The sequence below is a fragment of the Janthinobacterium sp. GW823-FHT01H08 genome, from assembly GCF_058797855.1.
Genome location: NZ_CM179504.1, coordinates 1,230,148 through 1,252,909, shown reverse-complemented (window position 1 = coordinate 1,252,909; position 22,762 = coordinate 1,230,148). Strand labels below are relative to the sequence as shown.

The following is a 22,762-nucleotide window of genomic DNA, read 5'->3' as shown; positions in this document are numbered from 1 at the left end:
ACTGCGCGATAGTATGCCTGACTTGCCGCATTTGTGCAGAAAGCGGCCGGAAAGGCAAAGCCAAAAATCAAAAAACGGCAAAAAAAACGGCGGCCCTCAGGCCGCCGTCATCGTTACTGACATCAGATCACCTTAATCTGCTTGCTTGCGCAGGAACGCTGGAATGTCGTAGGTTTCCATGCCATTCTTTTCCATCGCGCGCACTTGCTCGGAAGCCGATTCGCGGCGCCATACGGCCGGTGCCTTCATGCCGTCAAAACCGGCTGCCGGCGTGGCTACGCCAACCGTCGTCGTCGCCGCTTGAGCGCTACCCATGGCAGCCGACGGGGTCAGCGGGCTGTTGTGGGTACCGGTGCGCAGCACTTGCTGCGGTACCAGCTGGATGTTTTTCTTCGCGCGGCCCAGGCCCGTGGCCACCACGGTAACGCGGATATCGTCGCCCATGGCGTCGTCGTAGGCGATACCTTGCGCGATCGACGCGTCCGGCGCGGCAAACGCGCGCACGGCAGCCATGACTTCCTTGATCTCCTTGCCTTTCAGGCCACGGCTGGCCGTGACGTTGACCAGCACGCCGCGCGCGCCAGACAGATCAATGCCGTCCAGCAGCGGCGAAGCGACAGCCTGTTCGGCGGCGATGCGCGCGCGGTCGACGCCGGACGCCGTCGCCGTGCCCATCATGGCCTTGCCCTGCTCGCCCATGATGGTTTTCACGTCGTTGAAGTCGACGTTGATATGGCCAGGCACGTTGATGATTTCGGCGATGCCGGCCACCGCGTTGTTAAGCACATCATCGGCGTGCTGCATCCATTCCAGCATGCTTTCGTCTTCGTAGATCTCTTCCAGTTTTTCATTGAGGATGATGATCAGCGAATCGACGTGCAGGGACAGCTGCTCCAGGCCTTCGTCGGCGATGTCCATGCATTTCTGGCCTTCGTACGAGAATGGCTTGGAGACCACGGCCACCGTCAGGGCGCCCAGTTCCTTGGCCACTTCGGCCACGATAGGAGCGGCGCCCGTGCCCGTGCCGCCGCCCATGCCGGCGGCGATGAAGACCATGTGCGCGCCGCGCAGCGAATCGGCGATGCGTGCGCGCGATTCTTCGGCCAGCTGGCGGCCGACGGCAGGCTTCATGCCGGCGCCCAGACCGGTATCGCCGATCTGGATGATGTTGTGGGCCTTCGATGTCGACAGGGCCTGTGCGTCGGTGTTGGCGGCAATGAACTCCACGCCCGACATGCCTTTGTTGATCATGTGTTGGACTGCATTGCCACCCGCACCGCCGACGCCGACGACCTTGATGACGGTACCTAAAGCTGTGTTATCGACCATATCGAACTCCATGATGTGCTCCTATCAGATGCGGTTTCCAAGCGCCAGGCCTCATATTGGTAGGAGAACTGGAGATTGAAAACTGCGGTTAAATATAAAATAAAGTTATGTGTGTGTACCTGCGATGCTGCCAAAAAACCTGTACTGCCGGGCGTAAATCATGCCCTTAAAAATTCCCTAAAAACCATTCCTTCATGCGTTGCCAGACTGCCTTCACCGAGCCGTCCTGACGCGTCACGATGTGGCCGCGCAGGTATTGCTTCTTCGCTTCCAGCAGCAGGCCCAATACCGTGGCATAGCGCGGACTGCGCACCACGTCGGCCAGCTGGCCCCGATACTCGGGCGTGCCCAGGCGCGCCGGTTTCAGGAAAATATCTTCGGCCATTTCCACCATGCCGGGCATGATGGACGTGCCGCCCGTGAGCACGATGCCCGACGACAGCACGCCTTCGTAGCCGGATTCGCGCACCACCTGGTGCACCATCGCGAACAGCTCCTCGACCCTCGGCTCGATCACTGCCGCCAGCGCCTGGCGCGACAGGTTGCGCGGGCCGCGGTCGCCCAGGCCAGGCACTTCCAGCGATTCGCCGGGGTCGGCCAGGACCTGCTTGGCCACGCCATAGCGGATCTTGATTTCTTCCGCTTCCGCGGTCGGGGTACGCAAGGCCATGGCGATGTCGTTGGTGATCTGGTCGCCGGCGATGGGAATGACTGCCGTATGGCGGATCGCGCCATCGGAAAATACCGCCACATCGGTCGTGCCGCCGCCGATGTCGATCAGGACCACGCCCAGTTCCTTCTCGTCGGGCGTGAGCACCGCATCGGCGGACGCCATCGGCTGCAGGATCAGGTCCGACACTTCCAGGCCGCAGCGGCGCACGCACTTGACGATGTTCTGCACCGCCGACACGGCGCCGGTGACGATATGCACCTTCACCTCCAGGCGGATGCCGCTCATGCCGATAGGCTCGCGCACATCTTCCTGGCTGTCGACGATGAACTCTTGCGGCACCGTGTGCAGCAATTGCTGATCGGTCGGAATGTTAACCGCTTTTGCCGTCTCGATGACGCGCGCCACGTCGGTCGCCGTCACTTCCTTGTCCTTGATGGCCACCATGCCGCTGGAATTGAAGCTGCGGATATGGCTGCCCGCAATGCCTGCGTACACATTGCGGATCTTGCAGTCGGCCATCAGCTCGGCCTCTTCCAGCGCGCGCTGGATGGACTCCACCGTGGCCTCGATATTGACCACCACGCCTTTTTTCAGGCCCTTCGATTCGTGCTGGCCCAGCCCGATCACTTCGTGGCGCCCATCGGACATCACTTCGGCAACCACCGCCACCACTTTCGAGGTGCCGATGTCGAGGCCGACGATCAGGTTTTTCGCGTCTTTTGTCATTTCTTTCGCCTAGTTTTTTGGGCTATTAATTGATTAATTGAGTATTCGGTCAAGCCGGTTTTTTAATCGGACTGCCATTTTTCTTCTTGATCGCCGGCGCCGGCCTGCCATCCTTGCCTTCGGCCGGTATCACCAGGCCGGCTGAACTAAGCGCCAGGCCATTCTGGTAGCGCATATCGATCGTGTCGATATTTTCCAGCCGGCTCGCCAGCTGCGGGTAGATGCCCACCAGCCGGTCGACCCGCGCTTTCAGGGTTGTATGATTCTGCTCGCGCCCCAGCGCCACACTCATGCCGTTATTCAGTTTCACCGTCCATGCATAGCGGCTCGACAGCGACAGGGTTTCCGGCACCATCTTCAACGGCGCAAACCACTTTGCCAGCTGCACATAGGTGGCCAGTACTTCCTTCTCGCTGCCATCGGGGCCGGCAAACGCGGGCAACTCATGGTCGTCCTCGGCTTCGGCCACATTGGCTGTAAACACATCGCCCTTGACCGACAGCAGGCGTCCATCCTCGCCCCAGGTGCCCAGTGCTTCATGTTCTTCCAGCGCCACGATCAGCTGGTTCGGCCACTCGCGCCGCACGCTGGCGCGGCGCACCCAGGGCACCGATTCAAACACGCCGCGCACGCTTTCCAGGTTGGTCGTGAAAAAATTGCCCTTGATGCGGCCCAAAGTACCGCTGCGCAGGGTCAGGTAATTCACGTGGCGCAGGCCCTTGTCGTCCGCGCTTTCCACCTTGATCGTGCGCAGGTCGAACATGGGACGCTGCGACACCCACCAGACGCCGGCGGCCACGCACACGACCAGCACCGCGGCCAGCAAGCCGTTGGCAGTCGTATTGAGGCTTTTAGCGTCATGCCACATATCAGCGCTGTCCCTTGTGCATTTTCAGGCTTGCGCCGGAAACGATTTCCAGGCACAGGTCCTCATAGCTGGTGCCTTCCGCGCGCGCCGCCATCGGCACGAGCGAGTGGCCCGTCATGCCTGGCGAGGTATTCACTTCCAGCAAAAACAGCTTGCTGTCGGCCGCGCGCATCAGCACATCGACCCGTCCCCAGCCTTCGCAGCCGAGGGCGCGGTAGGCCGCCAGGGCGATGCGTTCCATCTCGGCGATGATCGCCGGGTCCAGCTGCGGCGGGCAGAAATACTGCGTATCGTCCGTGAAGTACTTGTTCTGGTAATCGTAATTGCCTTGCGGCGCGACGATTTCGATCGGCGGCAGCGCGCGCGCCGCGGCGCCCTTGCCCAGGATCGCCACGGTGAATTCGCGGCCCTTGATGAATTCCTCGGCCAGCACCGAATCATCGAGGCCGGCGGCGATGTCGTAAGCCGCCTGGAAGGCCGAGGCCTCGTTGACCGTCGTGATGCCGATGCTCGAGCCTTCATGCGGCGGCTTGACGATCAGCGGCAAGCCCAGTTCCGCGGCGACCTTGGCCAGGTCGGAGCTGTCGTCCAGCACCGCGTACTTCGGCGTCGGCAGCTCGTGCATCAGCCAGATCATCTTGGTATAGACCTTGTCCATGCCCACCGAGCAAGCCATCACACCGCTGCCGGTGTACGGGATGCCCAGCTGTTCCAGCGCGCCCTGCAGGCTGCCGTCTTCGCCGAAGCGGCCGTGCAGCGCGATGAAGACGCGGTCAAACTTCTCAGCGGCCAGTTCGGCCAGGCTGCGTTCGCCCGTGTCGAAGCCATGCGCATCCACGCCATGGCTTTTCAATGCGGCCAGCACGCCCGCGCCGGACATCAGCGACACTTCGCGCTCGGCCGAGCGGCCGCCGAACAGGACGCCGACCTTGCCCAATTGTTTAACGTCGATAGCTGAAGCTTGGTTCACGTCAGGCCTTTACAGTGTGAGATTGATACGTTGTCAGTTGATTCGGGATGCCGCTGATGGAACCGGCGCCCATGGTCAGCACGACGTCGCCGTCGCGCGCCACGCTCATGATGGTGTCGGCCATGTCCGTCATGGACTCGACGAAAATCGGCTCGATCTTGCCGCGCGCGCGCAGCGCATGCGCCAGGGCGCGGCCGTCGGCGGCGACGATAGGCGCCTCGCCCGCCGCATACACTTCGGACAAGAGCAGCACGTCGGGCGCACCGAGCACCTTGACGAAATCCTCGAACAGGTCGCGCGTGCGGCTGTAGCGGTGCGGCTGGAAAGCCAGCACCAGGCGGCGCCCCGGATAGGCGGCGCGCGCGGCGGCCAGGGTCACTTCCGTTTCCACCGGATGGTGGCCGAAATCGTCGACCAGCGCGAAAGTGCCGCCGTTCGGCAGCGCCACGTCGCCATAGCGCGTAAAACGCCGGCCCACGCCGGAAAACTCGGCCAGGCCCTGCTGCGTGGCGCTGTCGGCGATGCCGATTTCGCGCGCGATGGCGATCGCCGAGCAGGCATTCTGCACATTGTGCATGCCGGGCTGGTTCAGCACCACGTCGAGGTCCGGATAACCTTCCTGCAGCACGATGAAATGCATTTCCAGGCCCACGGCGCGCGCGTTGATGGCGCGCACTTGCGCGTCTTCCGCGAAACCGTAGGTGGTGACGGGCTTGGTGACGGACGGGATGATGGCGCGCACGTGCGGATCGTCAATGCACAGCATGGCGCGGCCATAGAACGGCAAGCGGTGCGTGAACTGCACGAAGGCCTGCTTGAGCTTTTCGAAATCGTGCTCGTAGGTGTCCATGTGATCGGCATCGATATTCGTGATCACTTCGATCATCGGCGTCAGGTTCAGGAACGAGGCGTCCGATTCATCGGCTTCGGCCACCAGGTAGTCGCCCGAGCCCAGCTTGGCGTTCGCGCCGGCGCTGGTCAGACGGCCGCCGATGACGAAAGTCGGGTCGAGACCGCCCTGCGCCAGCACGGAAGCGACCAGGCTGGTGGTGGTGGTTTTGCCGTGCGTGCCGGCGATGGCGATGCCGCGTTTCAGGCGCATCAATTCACCGAGCATCACGGCGCGCGGCACCAGCGGGATCTTGCGCGCGCGCGCGGCCGCCACTTCCGGATTGTCTTGCGGGACGGCGCCCGACGTCACCACCGCATCGGCGTCGCCGATGTTCTCGGCCGCGTGGCCGAGCATGACGGTCGCGCCCAGGCTCGCCAGGCGCTGCGTCGCCGCATTGCTGCCCAGGTCGGAGCCCGACACCTTGTAGCCGAGGTTGACCAGCACTTCGGCGATGCCGCTCATGCCGCTGCCGCCAATGCCGACAAAGTGGATATTGTTTACTTTATGCTTCACAGAGCTAACCTCATGCCAATTTTTCCAATACGTGTGCGATCGCCTCATTGGCGTCGCGCTTGCCTGCTGCCAGTGCCGCCTGCGCCATCTGCTGGCAGGTCTCGCGCGTCAAGGACGCCAGCAGAGTGCTCAGCGACACTGCACTCATTTCCGTCTGCGGCAGATGAATCGCCGCGCCTTGCTTCGCCATCCATTGCGCGTTGTCGCGCTGGTGGCTGGTGGTCGACGCCACCAGCGGCACGAGCACGCTGGCCACGCCGGCCGCCGTCAATTCCGACAAGGTGATGGCGCCCGCGCGGCAAATCACCAGGTCGGCCTCGGTATACGCCCTGGCCATGTCGTCGATGAAGTCGACCACGTTCGCTTGCACGCCCGCCTGCGCATATGCAGCGTGCAGGGCGTCGATATTCTTCTTGCCCGACTGGTGCGTCACCAGCGGGCGTTCGCCCTCCGGCATCAGGGCCAGCGCGGCAGGCAGGCTGTCGTTCAGCGCTTTCGCGCCCAGACTGCCGCCCACCACCAGGATGCGCAGCTGTCCGCTGCGTCCCGCGAAACGCGAGGCTGGCGGTGCCATGGCGAGGATCTCGGCACGCACGGGATTGCCCGTGACGACGGCCTTGCCGGCGGCGCTGCCGAAATCGGCGGGGAACCCGAAGCACACCTGCTGCGCCAGCGGCACCAGGGTCTTGTTCGACAGCAGCAGCGCCGCGTCGGCATTGACCAGCACCAGCGGCACTCCCTTCAGGCGCGCCATCAGGCCGCCCGGCACGGTGACGTAGCCGCCCATGCCCATCACCACGTCCGGCTTGCGGCTGGCGATGAAACGGCGGATGGCAAAGAAGCTGGCCAGCATCCTGAAGCCGCCTTTGACCGTGTGCGCCAGGCCCTTGCCGCGCATGCCGGAAAATTCGATGGCATCCATGGGAATGCCGCTTTTCGGCACCAGTTCCTGCTCCATGCCATGGGTCGTGCCCAGCCAGCTCACTTCCCAGCCGCGCGCGCGCATCGTCTGCGCAATCGCCAGGCCCGGGAAGATATGGCCGCCGGTGCCGGCCGCCATGATCATCAGTCTTTTCGTCGTTTTCAAATTCGTCACGTTGTTCATAGCCGGCCTCCGCGCATCAGGATCCGGTTTTCGTAATCGATGCGCAGCAAAATCGCCAGGCCGATACAGTTAATCAGTACGCCCGTGCCGCCATAACTCATCAAGGGCAAGGTCAGGCCCTTGGTCGGCAGCAGGCCCAGGTTCACGCCCATGTTGATGAAGGTCTGCACGCCGATCCAGATGGCGATGCCTTTCGCCGTCAGGCCGGCAAAGGTCTGGTCGATGGCGATCGCCTGGCGGCCGATGTCGAACGCGCGCTTGATAATCCAGTAGAACATGCCGATCACGACCAGCACGCCCACCAGGCCCAGTTCCTCGCCGATCACGGCCAGCAAAAAGTCCGTATGCGCTTCGGGCAGGTAATGCAGTTTTTCCACGCTGCCGCCCAGGCCCACGCCAAACAGCTCGCCGCGCCCGAAGGCGATCAAGGAGTGCGTCAGCTGATACGCCTTGTTCAGCGCATTGTCTTCCTGCCACGGATCGAGATACGCAAAAAACCGCTCGCGGCGGAATTTCGACAGGGCGATGATGGTGACGAAGATCGCCGTCAGCATGGCGCCGATGCCGCCGAACCAGATGGCGTTGACGCCGCCCAGGAACAGGATGCCCATGGCGATGCAGACGATCACGCCGAAGGCGCCCAGATCGGGTTCCATCAGCAGCAGCAAGCCGACGAAGCTCACAGCCAGCGCCATCGGCATGAAGCCCTTGGTCAGCTTGTGCATGTATTCCTGCTTGCGCACCGTGTAGTCGGCGGCGTACAGCACCATTACCACCTTCATCAGCTCGGACGGCTGCGGCCGCAGGCCCGGCAGATTCAGCCAGCGGCGACCGCCGTTGACCGACACGCCCAGGCCCGGTATCAGGACCATCACCAGCAGCACCAGGGTGCCGATGAACAGCCACGGCGCGATTTTTTGCCAGGTCGCGATGGGGATGCGGAACACCAGCGCGCCGGCGATCACCGACACGCCGATGAACAGCGCCTGGCGCACGACGAAATAATTGTTCGTGTAGGCGGCAAACTTGCGCGCGTCCGACAGCGAGATCGACGCCGAATACACCATCACCATGCCCAGCAACATGAGCAGCAGGACCACCCACACCAGCGGCTTGTCATAGTCCATCATCTTCGACTGCCGCGCGCGGCTATCCAGCGGCTTGGCAGCCGAGCCGGAACCAAAGCGGAAAGGCAGTTGGAAGGCCATCAGATATCCTGTCCGTTTTCCAGGGCGATGTCGCGCACGGCGTCGACAAACACCTGCGCGCGGTGCGCATAGTTCTTGAACATGTCCAGGCTGGCGCAAGCGGGCGACAGCAGCACGGCGTCGCCGGCCAGTGCCAGGCTGCTGGCGCGCTTGACGGCTTCCGGCAAGGTGGCGCAATCGATGATGTCCACACCGGCCGGCTCGAGCGCCGCGCGCAAGGCTGGCGCATCACGGCCGATCAGCACCACGGCGCGCACATAGCGCGAGACCGGTTCGGCCAGCGGCGAGAAATCCTGCCCCTTGCCGTCGCCGCCGGCGATCAGCACCAGGCGCTGTTCCGCGCCGCCAAACGCCTTGCCCAGGCCGGACAACGCGGCCACTGTCGCGCCCACGTTGGTGCCCTTGCTGTCGTCGTAATATTCGACCTCGCCCACGGCCGTGATCAGCTCCACGCGGTGCGGTTCGCCCTGGTATTCGCGCAAGCCATGCAGCAGCGGCGCGAACGGCAAGCCGATGGCGCGGCACAGGGCCAGCGCCGCCAGCGCATTCGAGGCGTTATGCTGGCCGCGGATTTTCAGCGCGTCGGCCGGCATCAGTTTCTTGGCCATCGTCGGCACCGGTTCCGGCGCCGGATCGTTCTTCCTGCGTTTTTTCTCGATCACTTCTTCGCTGGGCACGGCTTGCGCCAGCCAGAAGATGCCGCGTTCATTGACCAGGCCGAAGCTGTCCACTTCCGCCGGCTCGCCCGTGCCGAAGGTGACCGTCTCGGCCAGCGGATCGGCCATGTGCATGACCAAGGCATCGTCGCGGTTCAGGATGCGCACGGTCTGCTCGCCGAAGATGCGCGCCTTGTCCTTGGCATACGCGGCCATGTCGCCATGCCAGTCCAGGTGATCCTGCGACAGATTCAGGACCGTGGCCGCATCGGCCTGCAGGCTGAACGTGGTGTGCAGCTGGAAGCTGGACAACTCGAGTATCCACGCCTGCGGCAAGGTGCCGGCGACGGGTTCCGCCGCTTCAGCGTCCGCCTCCACCGGCTGTGGCGCGGGCTCGGCATCGAGCACTTCGCGCAGCACGTCCAGCGCCGCGGGGCTGATATTGCCGGCCACGCGCGTGACCAATCCGGCGCGCTCGCACAGCAGGCCTACCAGACTGGTAACGGTCGTCTTGCCATTCGTGCCCGTGATGGCGATGACTTTCGGCGCATAGCCGCGTTCCGCCTTGAGTGCGGCCAGTGCCTGCGCGAACAGTTCGATCTCGCCCCACACGGGGATGTTTTTCTCAAGTGCGGCCGGGGCGATTCCAGCCAGCTCGCGGCCCGGCGCCAGGCCTGGGCTGACGGCAACGAAGTCGACGCCATCGAGCAGCTCGGCCGTAAAGGCGCCGGCGATGAACTGCGCCTGCGGCACGGCAGCCTGCAACGCGGCCAGGCGCTCTGGCGCTTCGCGCGTATCGGCCACGCGCACGCAAGCACCGCTGCGGGCCAGCCACAGGGCCATCGCCAGCCCCGATTCGCCGAGGCCCAGTACCAGTGCGGTTTTAGCGTCGTACATCATCAGCGCAGCTTCAAGGTGGTCAGGCCGAGCAGCACCAGCATCATGGTGATGATCCAGAAACGCACGACAACCTGCGTCTCCTTCCAGCCTTTTTGTTCAAAATGGTGATGCAATGGCGCCATCAGGAAGACGCGGCGGCCCGCGCCAAAGCGCTTCTTGGTGTACTTGAACCAGACGACCTGGATGATCACGGACAGCGTTTCGACGACGAAGATGCCGCCCATGATGAACAGCACGATTTCCTGGCGCACGATGACGGCGACGGTGCCCAGTGCGCCGCCCAGTGCCAGCGCGCCCACGTCGCCCATGAACACTTTCGCGGGGTGCGTGTTATACCAGAGGAAGGCCAGGCCGGAACCTGCCAGCGCGCCGCAGAAGATCACCAGTTCGCCGGCGCCCGGAATGTGCGGGATGAACAGGTAGCGCGCATACGTGGCGTTGCCCGTCAGGTAGGCGAACAGGCCCAGGGCCGTGCCCACCATCACGGTCGGCATGATGGCCAGGCCATCGAGACCGTCCGTGAAGTTGACGGCGTTGCTGGTGCCGACGATGACGCAATAGGTCAGCGCGATGAAGCCCCACACGCCCAGCGGATAACTGATGGTCTTGAAGAACGGGACGATCAGATCGGCCTTCGGCGGCAGGTCCATGGCGAAGCCCGACTGTACCCAGGCATAGATCAGGTTCCACACGTGGCCCGCGTCAGGTTCCGACACGGAGACGGAAAACGCCAGGTAAAACGCGGCGACGATGCCGATCAGCGACTGCCAGAAGTATTTTTCGCGCGAGCGCATGCCTTCCGGGTCCTGGTGCACCACCTTGCGGTAATCGTCGGCCCAGCCGACGGCGCCAAAGCCCAGCGTGACGATCAGGACCGGCCAGATGAAGCGGTTCGACAGGTCGGCCCACAGCAAGGTGGAAATGCCGATGGCGATGAGGATCAGCACACCGCCCATGGTAGGCGTGCCGTGTTTTTTCAGATGCGTTTGCGGGCCGTCCGTACGCACGGCCTGGCCGACCTTCATGCGCGTGAGCATGCGGATCACGGCGGGGCCGGCGCACAGGCCGATCAAAATCGCCGTCAAGGTGGCGAAGACGGCGCGGAAAGTGATGAAGTTAAAGACCCGCAATGGGCCAATGTCGTCCTGGAAATAATGAGCGAGCCAGAGCAGCATGATTAGTGAGCTTCCTTGTTATTGTTGTTTGAACCAATCAAATGCTGCACGGCCCGTTCCATCTTCATGAAGCGGGAGCCCTTGATTAATACTGTTGCATCCGAACGGCCGGACAAATGCGCATCGAGCGCCGCCAGCAAACCGTCGAACTGTTCGAAATACTCCACGACCGTGCCCGATTCCTGGCTGGCGGCTGCCTGCGCCGCACTCACCAGATGGCGCGCCAGGCCGCCCGTCGCCAGCACGTGTTCGATGCCTTTGGCGGCGGCGTAGGCGCCGATCTCTTCGTGGAACTGCTGCCCCTGCGTGCCGACTTCGCCCATCTCGCCCAGCACCAGGATGCGTGGTGCCGCGGCCTGCGCCAGTACATCGATGGCCGCGCGCGCCGAATCCGGATTGGCGTTATACGTGTCGTCGATGATGGTGGCGCCGTTGGCGGCACGTTTTTTCTGCAGGCGGCCGTTCACGGGCGCGAACGCCTCCAGGCCCTGCTTGATATGTTCGATGGCGATGCCAGCGCCCACGGCGCATGCCACAGCGGCCAGCGCATTGCGCACATTGTGTTCGCCCGCCGCCTGCAGGCCGACGAAGAACTGGCGCAAGGCGCCGTCCTGCGCGCGCACGCTGACGAACAGGTCACTGCCAAAATCCTCGGCCGCGCGGTGCGTGCAGCTCACGTCCGCCTCTTTCGACAGGCCGAAGGTGATGGCGGCGCGCGCGCCGGCCAGCTCGCGCCACAAGGGTGTGAATTCGTCGCCATGCGGGAAGACGGCCACGCCGTCGCCGGCCAATGCCGCCAGCGCGGCGCCGTTTTCGCGCGCCACCGCTGCCACCGTATGCATGAATTCCTGGTGTTCGCGCTGCGCATTGTTGACCATCGCCAGGGTCGGCGCGGCGATCGCGGCCAGGCGCGCGATTTCGCCCGGATGGTTCATGCCCATCTCGATGACGGCCGCCTTGTGTTCTTCATTCAGGCGGAACAGGGTCAACGGCACGCCGATCTCGTTATTCAGGTTGCCGCGCGTGGCCAGGCGCGCCTCTTCGCCAAAGGCCGCCGCCAGGATCGATGCAATCATCTCCTTGACGGTGGTCTTGCCATTGCTGCCAGTGACGCCGATGACGGGCACATTGAAACGGCCGCGCCAGTGGTTGGCGATGCGTCCCAGCGCGGCCAGGGTATCGGGCACCACAATGGCCGCCACCTTGCCGCTGTCCCAGCCTGCGGGCAGGCGCTCGACCACCACGGCGGCGACGCCGCGCGCGGCCACCTGCTCGAGGAAGTCGTGGGCATCGAAACTCTCGCCGCGCAGGGCGACGAACAGCGAACCGGCCTGGGCGCTGCGGCTGTCGGTGGAGACACCGTCAAAAACGGCGTCGCCCGTCCGCTGCGCGCCGTCCAGCGACGGCATCAGTTCTGTCAGGGTGCCGCGCATCAGTTCGTCCTCATCATGGTCAGGCGCGCGGACAGGGCCAGCTGCGCATGGTCGGCATCGGAGAACGGCAGTTTCTTGCCCTTGATTTCCTGATACGGTTCATGGCCCTTGCCCGCCAACAGGATCACGTCCGGCTTGGCGGCGTGCTTGATGGCCGACAGGATGGCGGCGGCGCGGTCTTCGATGGCTTGCGGCTGCGGGCCGTCTGCGCGCATGCCGGCGACGATCTGCGCGATGATGGCGTGCGGGTCTTCGCTGCGCGGATTATCGCTGGTGACGAGCACGTGATCGGCCAGCTGCGCGATGGCGCCCATCTGCGGACGCTTGCCCGGATCGCGGTCGCCGCCGCAGCCGAACACGCACCACAGCTGGCCGCCCCGCTCCTGCGCCACCTGGCGCAAGGCGGCCAGGGTTTTTTCCAGCGCGTCCGGCGTATGCGCGTAATCGATGACGACCATCGGCGCTTCCTGGCCGCCCACCTGCTGCATGCGGCCCGGGGCCGGCTGCAAGGATTCGATGCCGTCGATGGCCGCGCGCAGGCCGGTGCCGTGCGCCAGCAAGGCGCCCAGCACGGCCAGCGCGTTGCTGATATTGAAGTGGCCCACCAGCTGCGTCTTGACCAGCGCCACGCCCAGCGCGCATTCGAGGTGGAAGTCAGTGCCGGCATTGCGGCTGCGGAACTGGCTGGCGCGCAGCATCAGCACGCCCGGCAGGTCGGGCAAGGCGGCCGCATCCTGCAGGGTGTAGCCGATGACGGGATATTCGCCGGCCGGCTTGCCATCCACGTGCGCCGCCAGGCGCAAACCCATGGGGTCGTCCAGGTTGATGACGGCCGTTTTCAGGCCGGGCCAGTCGAACAGCTTGACCTTGGCCGCCTCGTAGGCCGCCATGTCGCCATGGTAGTCGAGGTGGTCGCGCGTCAGATTGGTAAACATGGCGACGTCGAAATGCATGCCGGCCGCGCGGTCCTGGTCCAGGCCGATCGACGACACTTCGATGGCGACGGCCTTGGCGCCCGCATCGCGCATGGCGGCCAGCTTGCGCGCCAGCAGCACGGCGTCCGGCGTGGTGTAGCCGGTGACGTCAAATTCGATGGCGCCGCGCGGCTTGCACAGGCCCACGCCCAACGTCCCGATGACGGACGATGGCTCGCCCAGGCGCGCCAGGGCTTGCGCCAGCCACAAGGCGCACGAGGTCTTGCCGTTCGTGCCCGTTACGCCGGCGCTGAACATGGCGCTGTCGGGCATGTCGTAGAAAGCATGCGCCACGGGGCCGGCCAGGCGTTTCAGGTCGCTGACCAGCAGGTGCGGCACGCTCCATGCGGCGTTCCATTCCACGGCGTCATGCACGATGGCGGCGGCGCCCTGCGCGATGGCGGCGGCGATGAAATCGGTGGCGCCCGCATAGGCGAAAAACACGTCGCCGCGCTGCACGCGGCGCGAATCGGACGTCAGCTGCCCGGACGGGGCAGCCGTTTTGATCCACAAACTGATGTCTTGTATGGTCATGAGTGACTTCACATGGCCTCCGGGCCGGCATTGGCCGGGACCACGATTTCGGTAACGGAGGAATCGGGCGGTACGTTCATCGCGCGCAGCGCGTTGGTCGCAATCGCCGCGAAAGCGGGAGCGGCGACCTGGCCGCCATAGTGGGCGGGGCCGGTCGGTTCATCGATCATCACGGCGATGATGAAGCGCGGCGCCGACATCGGCACCATGCCCACGAAAGAGCCGATGTATTTGCGCGGCATCGCATAGCGGCCGTTTTCCACCTTATAGGCGGTACCCGTCTTGCCGCCCACGCGGTAGCCGGCGACCTGGGCGCGCTTGGCCGAGCCGTGCGCGCCGGAGACCACCAGTTCCAGCATGGCGCGCATGTCGGCGGCCGTCTTCGGCTTGATCACCTGCTGGCCCACGGGCAGTTCATTGACCTTCTGGAACGACAGGGGAATCGTGTCGCCGTCGCGGGCGAACATCATATAAGAGCGCGCCAGCTGGATGAGCGACACGGAAATGCCGTTACCGTAGCTCATGGTCGCCTGTTCCACCGGGCGCCACGATTTATACGGACGCACGCGGCCGGCCACGGCGCCGGGGAAGCCCCATTTCGGCTGCTGGCCGAAGCCGACCTTGGTAAACATTTCCCACATTTCCTGCGACGGCATGCCCAGCGCGATCTTCGAGGTGCCGATATTCGACGACATCTCGATGATCTCGGAGACGTTGATCACGCCGTGCGGCTTGGTGTCGGTAATCGTGCGGTCGGCGATCGTGTAGCGGCCCGGGCCTGTGTCGATCAGGGTGGTCGGCTTGACCCGGCCCGTGTCGAGCGCCAGCGACACCGTGATCGGTTTCAGGGTCGAACCGGGCTCAAAAGTATCGGTCATGACGCGGTTGCGCAGCTGCTGGCCCGTGAGCTTGCGGCGGTCGTTCGGGTCGTAGCTCGGGTAATTGGCCAGGGCCAGCACTTCGCCCGTGTGCACGTCGAGCACTACGGCGCCGCCGGCCTTGGCGTTGAATTTCTCCACCGCTTCCTTCAGCTGCGTGAAGGCGATGTACTGGATCTTGCTGTCGACGGACAGGGTCAGGTCCTTGCCGTCATGCGGTTCGTGGATGAAGCCGATGTCTTCGACGATGTGGCCCAGACGGTCCTTGATCACGCGGCGGCTGCCGGTGGTGCCGACGAGGGTTTTCTGCTGGGCCAGTTCCATGCTTTCCTGGCCCACGTCTTCCACGTTGGTAAAGCCCACCACGTGGGTCATCACTTCGCCCTGTGGGTAGAAGCGCTTGTATTCCTTGCGCTCGTCGATGCCGTCGATGCCGAGCTTGGAAATCTTGTCGGCCACGTCCATTTCGACCTGGCGTTTCAGGTAAACGAAGCTGCGGTCCGAATCGAGCTTCTTGCGCAATTCGTTGACGTTCATTTCCAGCAGGCCGGCCAGCGCATTGATTTTTTCGGGCGACGCCTGCAGCACGTCGTCGGGAATGGCCCAGATGGCTTTCACGGGGACGGACGACGCCAGCACCTGGCCGTTGCGGTCGGTGATCTTGCCGCGCGTGGCCGGCAATTCCAGCGTGCGCTCATAGCGCGCCTTGCCCTGCTTTTGCAGGAACTGCGTCGACACGCCCTGCAGCCACAGGGCGCGCGCGCCCAGGCCGGCGAAAGCGAAGAACAGCAGGAACAGCACGACGCGCGAACGCCAGACGGGCAGACGCACCGCCAGTACGGGGTTCTTCGAGAATGGCACGCCTTTCGATGCCGCCACCCGGCCGTTGCTATTACCGCCCAACTTCATTATTCGCCCTCCGTCAGGTATTGCGTACGCGCCGCCGTCAGCGGCGTCATGCTCAGGTCGCGCCGCGCGATCGATTCGATGCGTTCATGCTTGCCCAAAGTGGACTGGTCCAGCTGCAGTTGCGCCCAGTCGATGTCGAGCTGGCGCGACAGCGCTTGCGCGCGTTCCAGGTCGATCAGCAGGTGGCGCGACTGGTACTGCGCGTTCACCAGCGACAGGCCGCAGCACACCAGCAGGGCCGACAGCACGACACACAGCTTGCCAGTCATCGGGCGCCGCCACTAACTGGAATGGGCAAACGCTGCGCCACGCGCATCACGGCCGAACGCGAACGGGGATTGCCCTCGATCTCGGCGTCGGACGGCTTCATTTTCGAAATCAGCTTCATTTCCGGCTGCGGCAAGTCGACCGCGCGGATCGGCAGACGGCGGTCAGGCTGCTCCACGTTCGCCTTCGAGGCGAAGAAGCGCTTGACCATGCGGTCTTCGAGCGAATGAAAACTGATCACGGCCATGCGCGCGCCGGGCGCCAGGCAGGCATACGCCTGGTTCAGACCGATCTCGAGATCCTCGAGCTCTTTGTTAATGAAAATGCGGATTGCCTGAAAGGTGCGGGTAGCGGGGTCCTTACCCTTCTCGCGGGTCTTGACGGCGCCTGCCACGATGCCGGCAAGCTGTCGTGTGCTTGAAATTGGCTGGACTGCCCGGCCAGCAACAATCGCCTTTGCAATCTGAAAAGCAAACCGTTCTTCCCCATAATCGCGTATCACTTTCTCTAAATTCTGCTCGGTTTCCACCGCCAGCCACTCGGCCGCGGAGACGCCGCGCGTGGTATCCATGCGCATGTCCAGCGGTCCGTCGTTGCGGAAGCTGAAACCGCGCGCCGCGTCGTCGACCTGCGGCGACGAGATGCCCAGGTCGAGCAAAATGCCGTCCACCTGCTGCACGCCGCGTTCGGCCAGGCTGGCCGTCATGGTGGCAAAGCTGTCATGGACGATCTGAAAACGGGGGTCGGCAATCTGTTCGGCCGTGGCGATGGCTTGCAAATCCTTGTCGAAGCCGATCAGGCGCGCGTCATCGGCCAGGCGCGACAGGATCAGGCGGCTATGGCCGCCGCGGCCAAACGTGCCATCGACGTAAATGCCGTGCGCGCGGTCGCCCGACAGGTCGAGCGCATCGACCGCTTCATCGAGCAGCACCGTGCGATGCTGAAATTCCGGCACCGTGAGTTGTGTCATTACGGAGCCTTAGAAAGAAAAATTGGAAAGTACATCGGGGGTGCCGGCATCGATCGCCTGCTGTTCTTTGTCGGCCAATTTGGCGGCATCCCATATTTCAAAGTGACTGCCCATACCGATCATCATCACTTCGCGCGCCAGCCCGACGGCATTGCGCAATTCAGGCGAGATCAGCACGCGGCCCGCCGAGTCCAGCTCGACGTCGACGGCGTTGCCGAGGAAGATGCGCTGCCAGGCGCGCGCCGACATGGGCCAGGCGGCGATTTGCTGGCGGTGGCTTTCCCACACGGGACGGGGGAAAAACAGCAGGCAGCCATCGGGGTGTTTGGTCAGCGTCAAACGGCCTTCGCATTGAATCGCCAGCGCGTCACGGTGCTTGGCAGGGATAGACATCCTGCCTTTGGCATCGAGATTGATTGCGGACGCGCCTTGAAACACGGAAGACCTTTTTTTGAGCTTGGCTTGCAACGCTTGCGCATCGCGATGGAAAGGGAAAATTTCCCACAAAAACACACTTTTTCACACAGTTGCCCACTTTAGAGGAAGCAAAGATAGTGGTCAAGCGGTTTCCGATTGGCAAAACAGGAATTTTATTAATGAAATTAAGGACTTAGCGCAGATCGTTGAAGGAGTCTCAAATAAAAATATATCGATAAATTAGATACTTATGAAAGATAGTGAATGTGCTACCTCATCTGCACACATGTGTTTTCCTACCGTAAACATCGAAAAAAACGAAATCAAAAAATTGAATTTTTTACAGTTAGTTGACACATGACAATACTTTCGTCATGCAGGCACAACGGCCAGCAGCTGCAGAGAAAGACTTGGTTTAAAGCATAAAACCCTTGCCCATGGCGCATACCTGCCCTGTTTTCCGGGCCTGGCCTGACACAGGAAAATTATTTTTGCACTGCAGCAATTAATTAGAACCAAGAAACTTTAACCAATTGTCCATCTTTAGTTGTCTATACAACTTTATCTTCGCTGCACTATTTTTAGAAACAAAAAAAGCCCCGTTGCGGGGGCTTTTGCTTGGTGCGCAGCATGCAAACTGCGGTGACCAAGATACTCCCCGGCAAGCCAGGGAGCAGGAATTCAAGTGAAGCAGGCCGATAGGCCGGATTTTGTTACGGCGCCTTCCCTTGCAGGTTGGCGCTATGACAGTCATTCCTCTAGGCGCCAGATTACTCGGGCGCTCAAGCTTTCTACCCGCACGCTCCGCGAGCAGCATCATCGCGTGCCTATTTGAAATTGCACCAGGTGGAGGTTACCGCGTTTCACCGTAACTTAATACGCTCGTCTCTGTGGCCCTATTCCTCGCCTTATACCTTGCGGCTTTCGACGGACGGCCGTTAACCGTCACCCCGCTCTATGGAGTCCGGACCTTCCTCCCGCCAGCGCATTGCTGCGCCGGCCAGCGACTGTCTGGCCTGCTTCACCCGCCATTGTACCGCGCCGCAGCATGTTTCTGCAAAAAGGCCTGTGCGGGAACGATACCGCTCGCCGGGCCCCGCGTCGGGCTCCGGCCCGGGGGATTATGTAATTCGGTGTCGCCATTTCAAAAGCCGGGCCAAATCGGCTCACATAGAATGAATGGGGCAAGCCGCCTGCATGCAGGCGCATGCACACCGCTTGCCCCATTTCTTTGCCACCCAACTAGAATATAAAGAGCCGAACATGACGCAACAACCCCGTACCGGCGGCCAGATCCTGGTCGATGCCCTGCAGATCCACGGTGTCGACACCGCTTTTGGCGTGCCTGGCGAAAGCTACCTCGACGTGCTCGACGCCCTGCACGACTCGGGCATCCGCTTCATCATCAACCGCCAGGAAGGCGGCGCCGCCTTCATGGCCGAAGCCTACGGCAAGCTGACGGGCAAGCCGGGCATCTGTTTCGTCACGCGCGGTCCGGGCGCCACCAACGCCTCGATCGGCGTGCACACGGCTTACCAGGACTCCACCCCGATGATCCTGTTCATCGGCCAGGTGGGCAACGATTTCGTCGACCGCGAAGCGTTCCAGGAAATCGACTACCGCCGCATGTACGGCCAGATGGCCAAGTGGGTGGCGCAGATAGACCGCGCCGAGCGCATCCCCGAATACCTGGCGCGCGCCTTCCAGGTCGCCACTAGCGGGCGTCCCGGCCCCGTCGTGCTGGCCCTGCCGGAAGACATGCTCATTTCCATGGCGACTGTCGCCGACACGCGCGCCTACCGGAGCGTGCAGGCGGCGCCGTCCGACGCCCAGCTGCAGCAGCTGCGCGCCATGCTGGCGACGGCGAAGCAGCCGCTGGTCTTGCTCGGCGGCACCACCTGGACGCCGCAAGCGTGCGCCGACCTGCAGCAGTTCGCGGAAAGCAACCACCTGCCCGTCGCCTGCGCCTTCCGCTTCCAGGACTTGCTCGACAATGCACACCCGAACTACATCGGCGACGTCGGCATCGGCATCAACCCGAAACTGGCCGCGCGCGTAAAAAATGCCGACCTGGTCATCGCCATCGGCCCGCGCCTGGGCGAAATGACGACGGGCGGCTACACCCTGTTCGACTCGCCCGTGCCGCGCCAGCGCCTGGTGCACATCCATACGGACGCCGAGGAGCTGGGCAGCGTCTACCAGGCCGAGCTGATGATCAACAGCGGCATGCCGCAAGTGTGCGCCATGCTGGCCGCCATGGTCCCCGTCGATACTTCCGCGTGGAAACATACGCCGGCGGAAGCGAAGGCCGAACTGGCCGCCTACCAGGAGCAGCCGCTCATCTTCCAGGATGGCCAGGCGCCGCTGGACCTGTGGCAAGTGACGCAGGAAATCATGGCGCAGGTGCCGGCCGACACCATCGTGACGAACGGCGCCGGCAATTACGCCTCGTGGGCGCACCGTTTTTATCGCTACGGCGGCATGCGCACGCAACTGGCGCCGACGAACGGCGCCATGGGCTACGGCGTGCCGTCGGGCGTGGCGGCGAAGATCGTGCATCCGGAACGCACCGTGATTACCTTTGCCGGCGACGGCGAATACATGATGAATGGCCAGGAACTGGCCACGGCCGTCCAATACCAGGCGGGCGTCGTCATCATCGTCTTCAACAACCAGATGTTCGGCACCATCCGCATGCACCAGGAACGCGATTACCCGGGCCGAGTGTCGGGCACGACCCTGCACAACCCCGATTTTGCGGCGCTGGCGCAGGCGTACGGCGCGCATGGCGCAGTGGTGAATACGACGGAAGAGTTTGCCCCTGCGCTGCAGCAGGCGCTGGCGCATGCCAGGGCGCACAACTTGCCGGCCCTGATCGAGCTGCGCTACGACGGCAACCTGATCACGCCAAACGCGACACTGGCGACGATCCGCGCGAATGCGGAAAAGGCGCAAGCGGCCAAATAAGCCTCTTGCAAGGCGAGAAATAACAAAGGCCCGGTCGATACCGGGCCTTTTTCTTGCTGACAGCGGCGATCGCTCAGGCGGCGGGCGCTGGCGCGCTTTCCTGGGCTGGCGCCGCCTCGGCCGGCGCTTCCGGCATCGGCGGGCATGGCGTGCAGTTTTTCAGGGGACGGCCGAAATCGCGCACGCGACTCAGTTTCATCGGCATGCGCACGTTGCCGCCGCAATAATCACCTTCCAGGGTCAGGGTCTGCCCGTCTTTGGAAAACTTGCCGACGATGGTGCGTTCCTCGCTGTCGGCGCCGGCGATGGTGAAGTCGAAAGCGCCCGTGGCGGCGTCCAGGTTGACGTCGTTGGCCACGATAGGCCAGCTCAGGGCGCCTGCCGTGAATTCATAGATGACGGAATCGGCCTCGGCAAAGCGGTGCAGGGTGACGCGCTGGCCGCCGATTTCGCCGCTATCCTTTTGCAGGCACAGGTCCGAATAGACGGCCACGCCATAGCGCTCCAGTCCGGCCGGCTTCTTGCCCTTGACGGCGGCAACAGCGGCGCCCGTGGCGCCAGCGAGCAGCAGCGCGGCCAGCATGGCGGCCAGGCGCGGCGAGGTGAATGAATACATGGCATTCCTTTACTTGGGTAACGGCGCCATTATAACTGGCGCCGCCAATGCAAAAACGCGCCGCCAGGACTAGCCTGGAGACGCGTTTCTTTGCTGGCAGCCATCCCCGGAGGGATGGCTGCAGCGGTACTAAGCTTCGCTTGCGCGAATATTAGAACGAGTGACGAACGCCAACGTTGAAGGCTTTGTCGCCCGTACCAACATTGCTGTTGTTACCAACGGTGTAGCCAGCGTTGTTTTTGTTCTTGATTTTAGCGTACGAAGCGTAGGTGCTGGTGCGCTTCGACAGAGCGTACGAGTAGCCCAGTGCCCATTGATCAGCATCAGCGTTAGCAGCGGTTTTGTCGTTCGTGCGGATGAACGAAGCCATTACGGTGCCAGCTGGGCCAACAGGTACGGTTGCGCCGACCAGGATGTTGTTGCTGTCGGTGCTGTAGCCAGCCGAAGTGTAGTTAAACGCGTTAACATTGCCGTTGTTGCGGATGGCGCTGTTTTGGCCTTTGTTTGCGCCGTATGCGATGTAAGCTTTAGCAACTGCGAAGTCGTAGTTAGCTGCAGCCAACCAGTTACGGCCGCTACCGGTTTCGGTCGTTGCGGTGTCGTTGCTGGTGTTGTTGTAAGCGATACGAGCGTTCAAAGGACCGTTCGAGTAGCCAGCCGACGCGCCGATTTTGCGGCCGATTTTGTTCGACTCAGCTTGCTCGCCGAAGGTGTAAGCCACGTCAGCGTCAAAGCCGTTGAAGTTTGGCGAGGTGTACAGCACGGTGTTGCTGGTGCGGGTGTTCGATGGGAACAGGTTCTTAGCGGAACCAGCGTAGCCAGCTGCGAATGGATCAGCAACTTTCGACAGGGTGTTGTACCAAGGGGTGTATTGACGACCCAGGGTCAGGGTACCGGTCGTTTTGCTGCTCAGACCAACGTAAGCTTGACGGTTGAACAAGCTGCCTGCAACGTCTTGTTGACCGTTGTCAACGCCGAAGCCCGATTCCAGAACGAACAGTGCCGACAGGCCGCTGCCCAGATCTTCGGTGCCTTTGAAGCCGATACGGGAAGCCGAAGCAATGCCGCTGTCCAGTTTGTTAACGTTGCCGTTAACACCGCCGCGCTCGCTGACGAAACCAGCGTCAACGGTACCGTAGATAACAACGCTCGATTGAGCTTGGGCTACGCCAGTGGCTGCTGCCAGAACTGCCAGGGTGATCAGAGTTTTTTTCATTGCGATTTCCTTTAATTTTTGAAGCAAAAAGTAATACAGCCTATGCATCTCGAGCTGCGCTCTAGCAGAGCGCTTTTTATGAGTGAGGGCAAGGTCTCCACCTGCCACATTGCTGTTCCGGTCAGAGGAACATTCATATCGGTATCGGCACGCTATTGCACCGATAAGCTTGAAGGCTGCATAACGACCGTTATTCGTGCGCCGGTTCGGTGCTCAAACGGCACCGGAAGCGGCACTATAACGACCGTTTCACATTCCATCAAGTTCCAACATGTTACTTCCGGTACCAGGCCGGGGGCTTTTTCAGGCATCCCGACCATCGCCAACCGTACTACGCGACAGAGCCAGTGCCCCTTGCCAACCAATGCATTGGCCTGATTGACCATTCCATCATAGCGCATGCCTAGTCGACACCCGTTGTATTAGTGCAACAGTATCAGGCGAGTGATTAAAACGTCAACATGCTTTACCCCTCATTTGCCCTCCAAGATTTACGCGACAAAGCGCACAATTTGTCAGGCGATAATGGATAAACGGGACGAAGCATACACGGCATCGGCAATGTT

At 62.6% G+C, this 22,762-nt stretch carries 18 protein-coding genes and 1 other RNA gene; 1 reads left to right on the top strand and 18 read right to left on the bottom strand.

Going from position 1 to position 22,762, the window contains the following annotated elements:
* Positions 1-132 precede the first annotated feature (132 nt).
* The 16 genes from ftsZ to rnpB form a co-directional block, all read right to left on the bottom strand.
* Positions 133-1,341: a cell division protein FtsZ gene (gene ftsZ, locus AC3RCG_RS05655; protein WP_034784974.1), complete on the bottom strand. Its 1,209-nt coding sequence runs from the start codon at positions 1,339-1,341 to the stop codon at positions 133-135.
* Positions 1,342-1,495: 154 nt separating this feature from the next.
* On the bottom strand, positions 1,496-2,728 hold the full coding sequence (gene ftsA, locus AC3RCG_RS05650; protein WP_010394955.1) for a cell division protein FtsA: 1,233 nt from the start codon (positions 2,726-2,728) through the stop codon (positions 1,496-1,498).
* A gap of 49 nt (positions 2,729-2,777) precedes the next feature.
* The gene (locus AC3RCG_RS05645) at positions 2,778-3,596 is read right to left on the bottom strand and encodes a cell division protein FtsQ/DivIB (RefSeq protein WP_070312913.1); all 819 of its coding nucleotides are present in this window, start codon (positions 3,594-3,596) and stop codon (positions 2,778-2,780) included.
* Position 3,597: 1 nt separating this feature from the next.
* Positions 3,598-4,566: a D-alanine--D-alanine ligase gene (locus AC3RCG_RS05640; protein WP_070222483.1), complete on the bottom strand. Its 969-nt coding sequence runs from the start codon at positions 4,564-4,566 to the stop codon at positions 3,598-3,600.
* A 1-nt stretch (position 4,567) separates the two neighbouring features.
* Positions 4,568-5,971 carry a UDP-N-acetylmuramate--L-alanine ligase gene (gene murC, locus AC3RCG_RS05635; protein ID WP_492403368.1) on the bottom strand — a complete coding sequence of 468 codons (1,404 nt, stop codon included), beginning with the start codon at positions 5,969-5,971 and terminating at the stop codon, positions 4,568-4,570.
* A 10-nt stretch (positions 5,972-5,981) separates the two neighbouring features.
* Positions 5,982-7,076: an undecaprenyldiphospho-muramoylpentapeptide beta-N-acetylglucosaminyltransferase gene (gene murG, locus AC3RCG_RS05630; protein WP_492403370.1), complete on the bottom strand. Its 1,095-nt coding sequence runs from the start codon at positions 7,074-7,076 to the stop codon at positions 5,982-5,984.
* On the bottom strand, positions 7,073-8,284 hold the full coding sequence (gene ftsW, locus AC3RCG_RS05625) for a putative lipid II flippase FtsW (protein ID WP_070222487.1): 1,212 nt from the start codon (positions 8,282-8,284) through the stop codon (positions 7,073-7,075). The genes murG and ftsW overlap by 4 nt, the downstream gene beginning before the upstream one ends.
* Complete coding sequence (murD, locus tag AC3RCG_RS05620) at positions 8,284-9,840, bottom strand: UDP-N-acetylmuramoyl-L-alanine--D-glutamate ligase (protein WP_492403372.1); 1,557 nt, start codon at positions 9,838-9,840, stop codon at positions 8,284-8,286. Before murD ends, ftsW begins: the two co-directional genes overlap by 1 nt.
* Positions 9,840-11,015 (bottom strand): phospho-N-acetylmuramoyl-pentapeptide-transferase, encoded by a 1,176-nt coding sequence (mraY, locus tag AC3RCG_RS05615; RefSeq protein ID WP_070222491.1) that lies wholly within the window; start codon positions 11,013-11,015, stop codon positions 9,840-9,842. Before mraY ends, murD begins: the two co-directional genes overlap by 1 nt.
* Positions 11,016-11,017: 2 nt before the next feature.
* Positions 11,018-12,448 (bottom strand): UDP-N-acetylmuramoyl-tripeptide--D-alanyl-D-alanine ligase, encoded by a 1,431-nt coding sequence (locus AC3RCG_RS05610; protein WP_492403374.1) that lies wholly within the window; start codon positions 12,446-12,448, stop codon positions 11,018-11,020.
* On the bottom strand, positions 12,448-13,956 hold the full coding sequence (locus AC3RCG_RS05605; RefSeq protein WP_492403376.1) for a UDP-N-acetylmuramoyl-L-alanyl-D-glutamate--2,6-diaminopimelate ligase: 1,509 nt from the start codon (positions 13,954-13,956) through the stop codon (positions 12,448-12,450). The genes AC3RCG_RS05610 and AC3RCG_RS05605 overlap by 1 nt, the downstream gene beginning before the upstream one ends.
* A gap of 8 nt (positions 13,957-13,964) precedes the next feature.
* Complete coding sequence (locus AC3RCG_RS05600) at positions 13,965-15,743, bottom strand: peptidoglycan D,D-transpeptidase FtsI family protein (RefSeq protein WP_070222497.1); 1,779 nt, start codon at positions 15,741-15,743, stop codon at positions 13,965-13,967.
* Positions 15,743-16,012, bottom strand: a complete 270-nt coding sequence (gene ftsL, locus AC3RCG_RS05595) for a cell division protein FtsL (RefSeq protein WP_034748894.1) — start codon at positions 16,010-16,012, stop codon at positions 15,743-15,745. Before ftsL ends, AC3RCG_RS05600 begins: the two co-directional genes overlap by 1 nt.
* A complete protein-coding gene (rsmH, locus tag AC3RCG_RS05590; protein WP_070222499.1) occupies positions 16,009-16,980 on the bottom strand; it encodes a 16S rRNA (cytosine(1402)-N(4))-methyltransferase RsmH in 972 nt (323 codons plus the stop codon). The genes ftsL and rsmH overlap by 4 nt, the downstream gene beginning before the upstream one ends.
* A gap of 9 nt (positions 16,981-16,989) precedes the next feature.
* On the bottom strand, positions 16,990-17,418 hold the full coding sequence (gene mraZ, locus AC3RCG_RS05585; protein WP_034748899.1) for a division/cell wall cluster transcriptional repressor MraZ: 429 nt from the start codon (positions 17,416-17,418) through the stop codon (positions 16,990-16,992).
* A 662-nt stretch (positions 17,419-18,080) separates the two neighbouring features.
* Positions 18,081-18,420, bottom strand: an RNA gene (rnpB, locus tag AC3RCG_RS05580) — RNase P RNA component class A.
* Positions 18,421-18,660: 240 nt separating this feature from the next.
* On the opposite strand from rnpB, the gene AC3RCG_RS05575 reads away from it, so the two are divergent.
* Positions 18,661-20,364, top strand: a complete 1,704-nt coding sequence (locus tag AC3RCG_RS05575; RefSeq protein WP_492403379.1) for a thiamine pyrophosphate-binding protein — start codon at positions 18,661-18,663, stop codon at positions 20,362-20,364.
* Positions 20,365-20,437: 73 nt separating this feature from the next.
* Here AC3RCG_RS05575 and AC3RCG_RS05570 read toward each other — a convergent pair whose 3' ends face one another.
* Complete coding sequence (locus AC3RCG_RS05570; protein WP_492403381.1) at positions 20,438-20,980, bottom strand: hypothetical protein; 543 nt, start codon at positions 20,978-20,980, stop codon at positions 20,438-20,440.
* Positions 20,981-21,131: 151 nt separating this feature from the next.
* Positions 21,132-22,196: a porin gene (locus tag AC3RCG_RS05565; protein WP_070222502.1), complete on the bottom strand. Its 1,065-nt coding sequence runs from the start codon at positions 22,194-22,196 to the stop codon at positions 21,132-21,134.
* Positions 22,197-22,762: the final 566 nt, after the last annotated feature.

Coding starts and splice junctions, on each gene's coding strand:
- rsmH (WP_070222499.1), bottom strand. CDS start 16,980: ATGACACAACTCACGGTGCCGGAATTTCAGCATCGCACGGTGCTGCTC.
- murG (WP_492403370.1), bottom strand. CDS start 7,076: ATGAACAACGTGACGAATTTGAAAACGACGAAAAGACTGATGATCATG.
- ftsA (WP_010394955.1), bottom strand. CDS start 2,728: ATGACAAAAGACGCGAAAAACCTGATCGTCGGCCTCGACATCGGCACC.
- AC3RCG_RS05605 (WP_492403376.1), bottom strand. CDS start 13,956: ATGACCATACAAGACATCAGTTTGTGGATCAAAACGGCTGCCCCGTCC.
- AC3RCG_RS05645 (WP_070312913.1), bottom strand. CDS start 3,596: ATGTGGCATGACGCTAAAAGCCTCAATACGACTGCCAACGGCTTGCTG.
- AC3RCG_RS05570 (WP_492403381.1), bottom strand. CDS start 20,980: ATGTATTCATTCACCTCGCCGCGCCTGGCCGCCATGCTGGCCGCGCTG.
- AC3RCG_RS05575 (WP_492403379.1), top strand. CDS start 18,661: ATGACGCAACAACCCCGTACCGGCGGCCAGATCCTGGTCGATGCCCTG.
- ftsL (WP_034748894.1), bottom strand. CDS start 16,012: ATGACTGGCAAGCTGTGTGTCGTGCTGTCGGCCCTGCTGGTGTGCTGC.
- AC3RCG_RS05610 (WP_492403374.1), bottom strand. CDS start 12,448: ATGCGCGGCACCCTGACAGAACTGATGCCGTCGCTGGACGGCGCGCAG.
- ftsW (WP_070222487.1), bottom strand. CDS start 8,284: ATGGCCTTCCAACTGCCTTTCCGCTTTGGTTCCGGCTCGGCTGCCAAG.
- mraY (WP_070222491.1), bottom strand. CDS start 11,015: ATGCTGCTCTGGCTCGCTCATTATTTCCAGGACGACATTGGCCCATTG.
- AC3RCG_RS05600 (WP_070222497.1), bottom strand. CDS start 15,743: ATGAAGTTGGGCGGTAATAGCAACGGCCGGGTGGCGGCATCGAAAGGC.
- AC3RCG_RS05565 (WP_070222502.1), bottom strand. CDS start 22,196: ATGAAAAAAACTCTGATCACCCTGGCAGTTCTGGCAGCAGCCACTGGC.
- ftsZ (WP_034784974.1), bottom strand. CDS start 1,341: ATGGAGTTCGATATGGTCGATAACACAGCTTTAGGTACCGTCATCAAG.
- murD (WP_492403372.1), bottom strand. CDS start 9,840: ATGATGTACGACGCTAAAACCGCACTGGTACTGGGCCTCGGCGAATCG.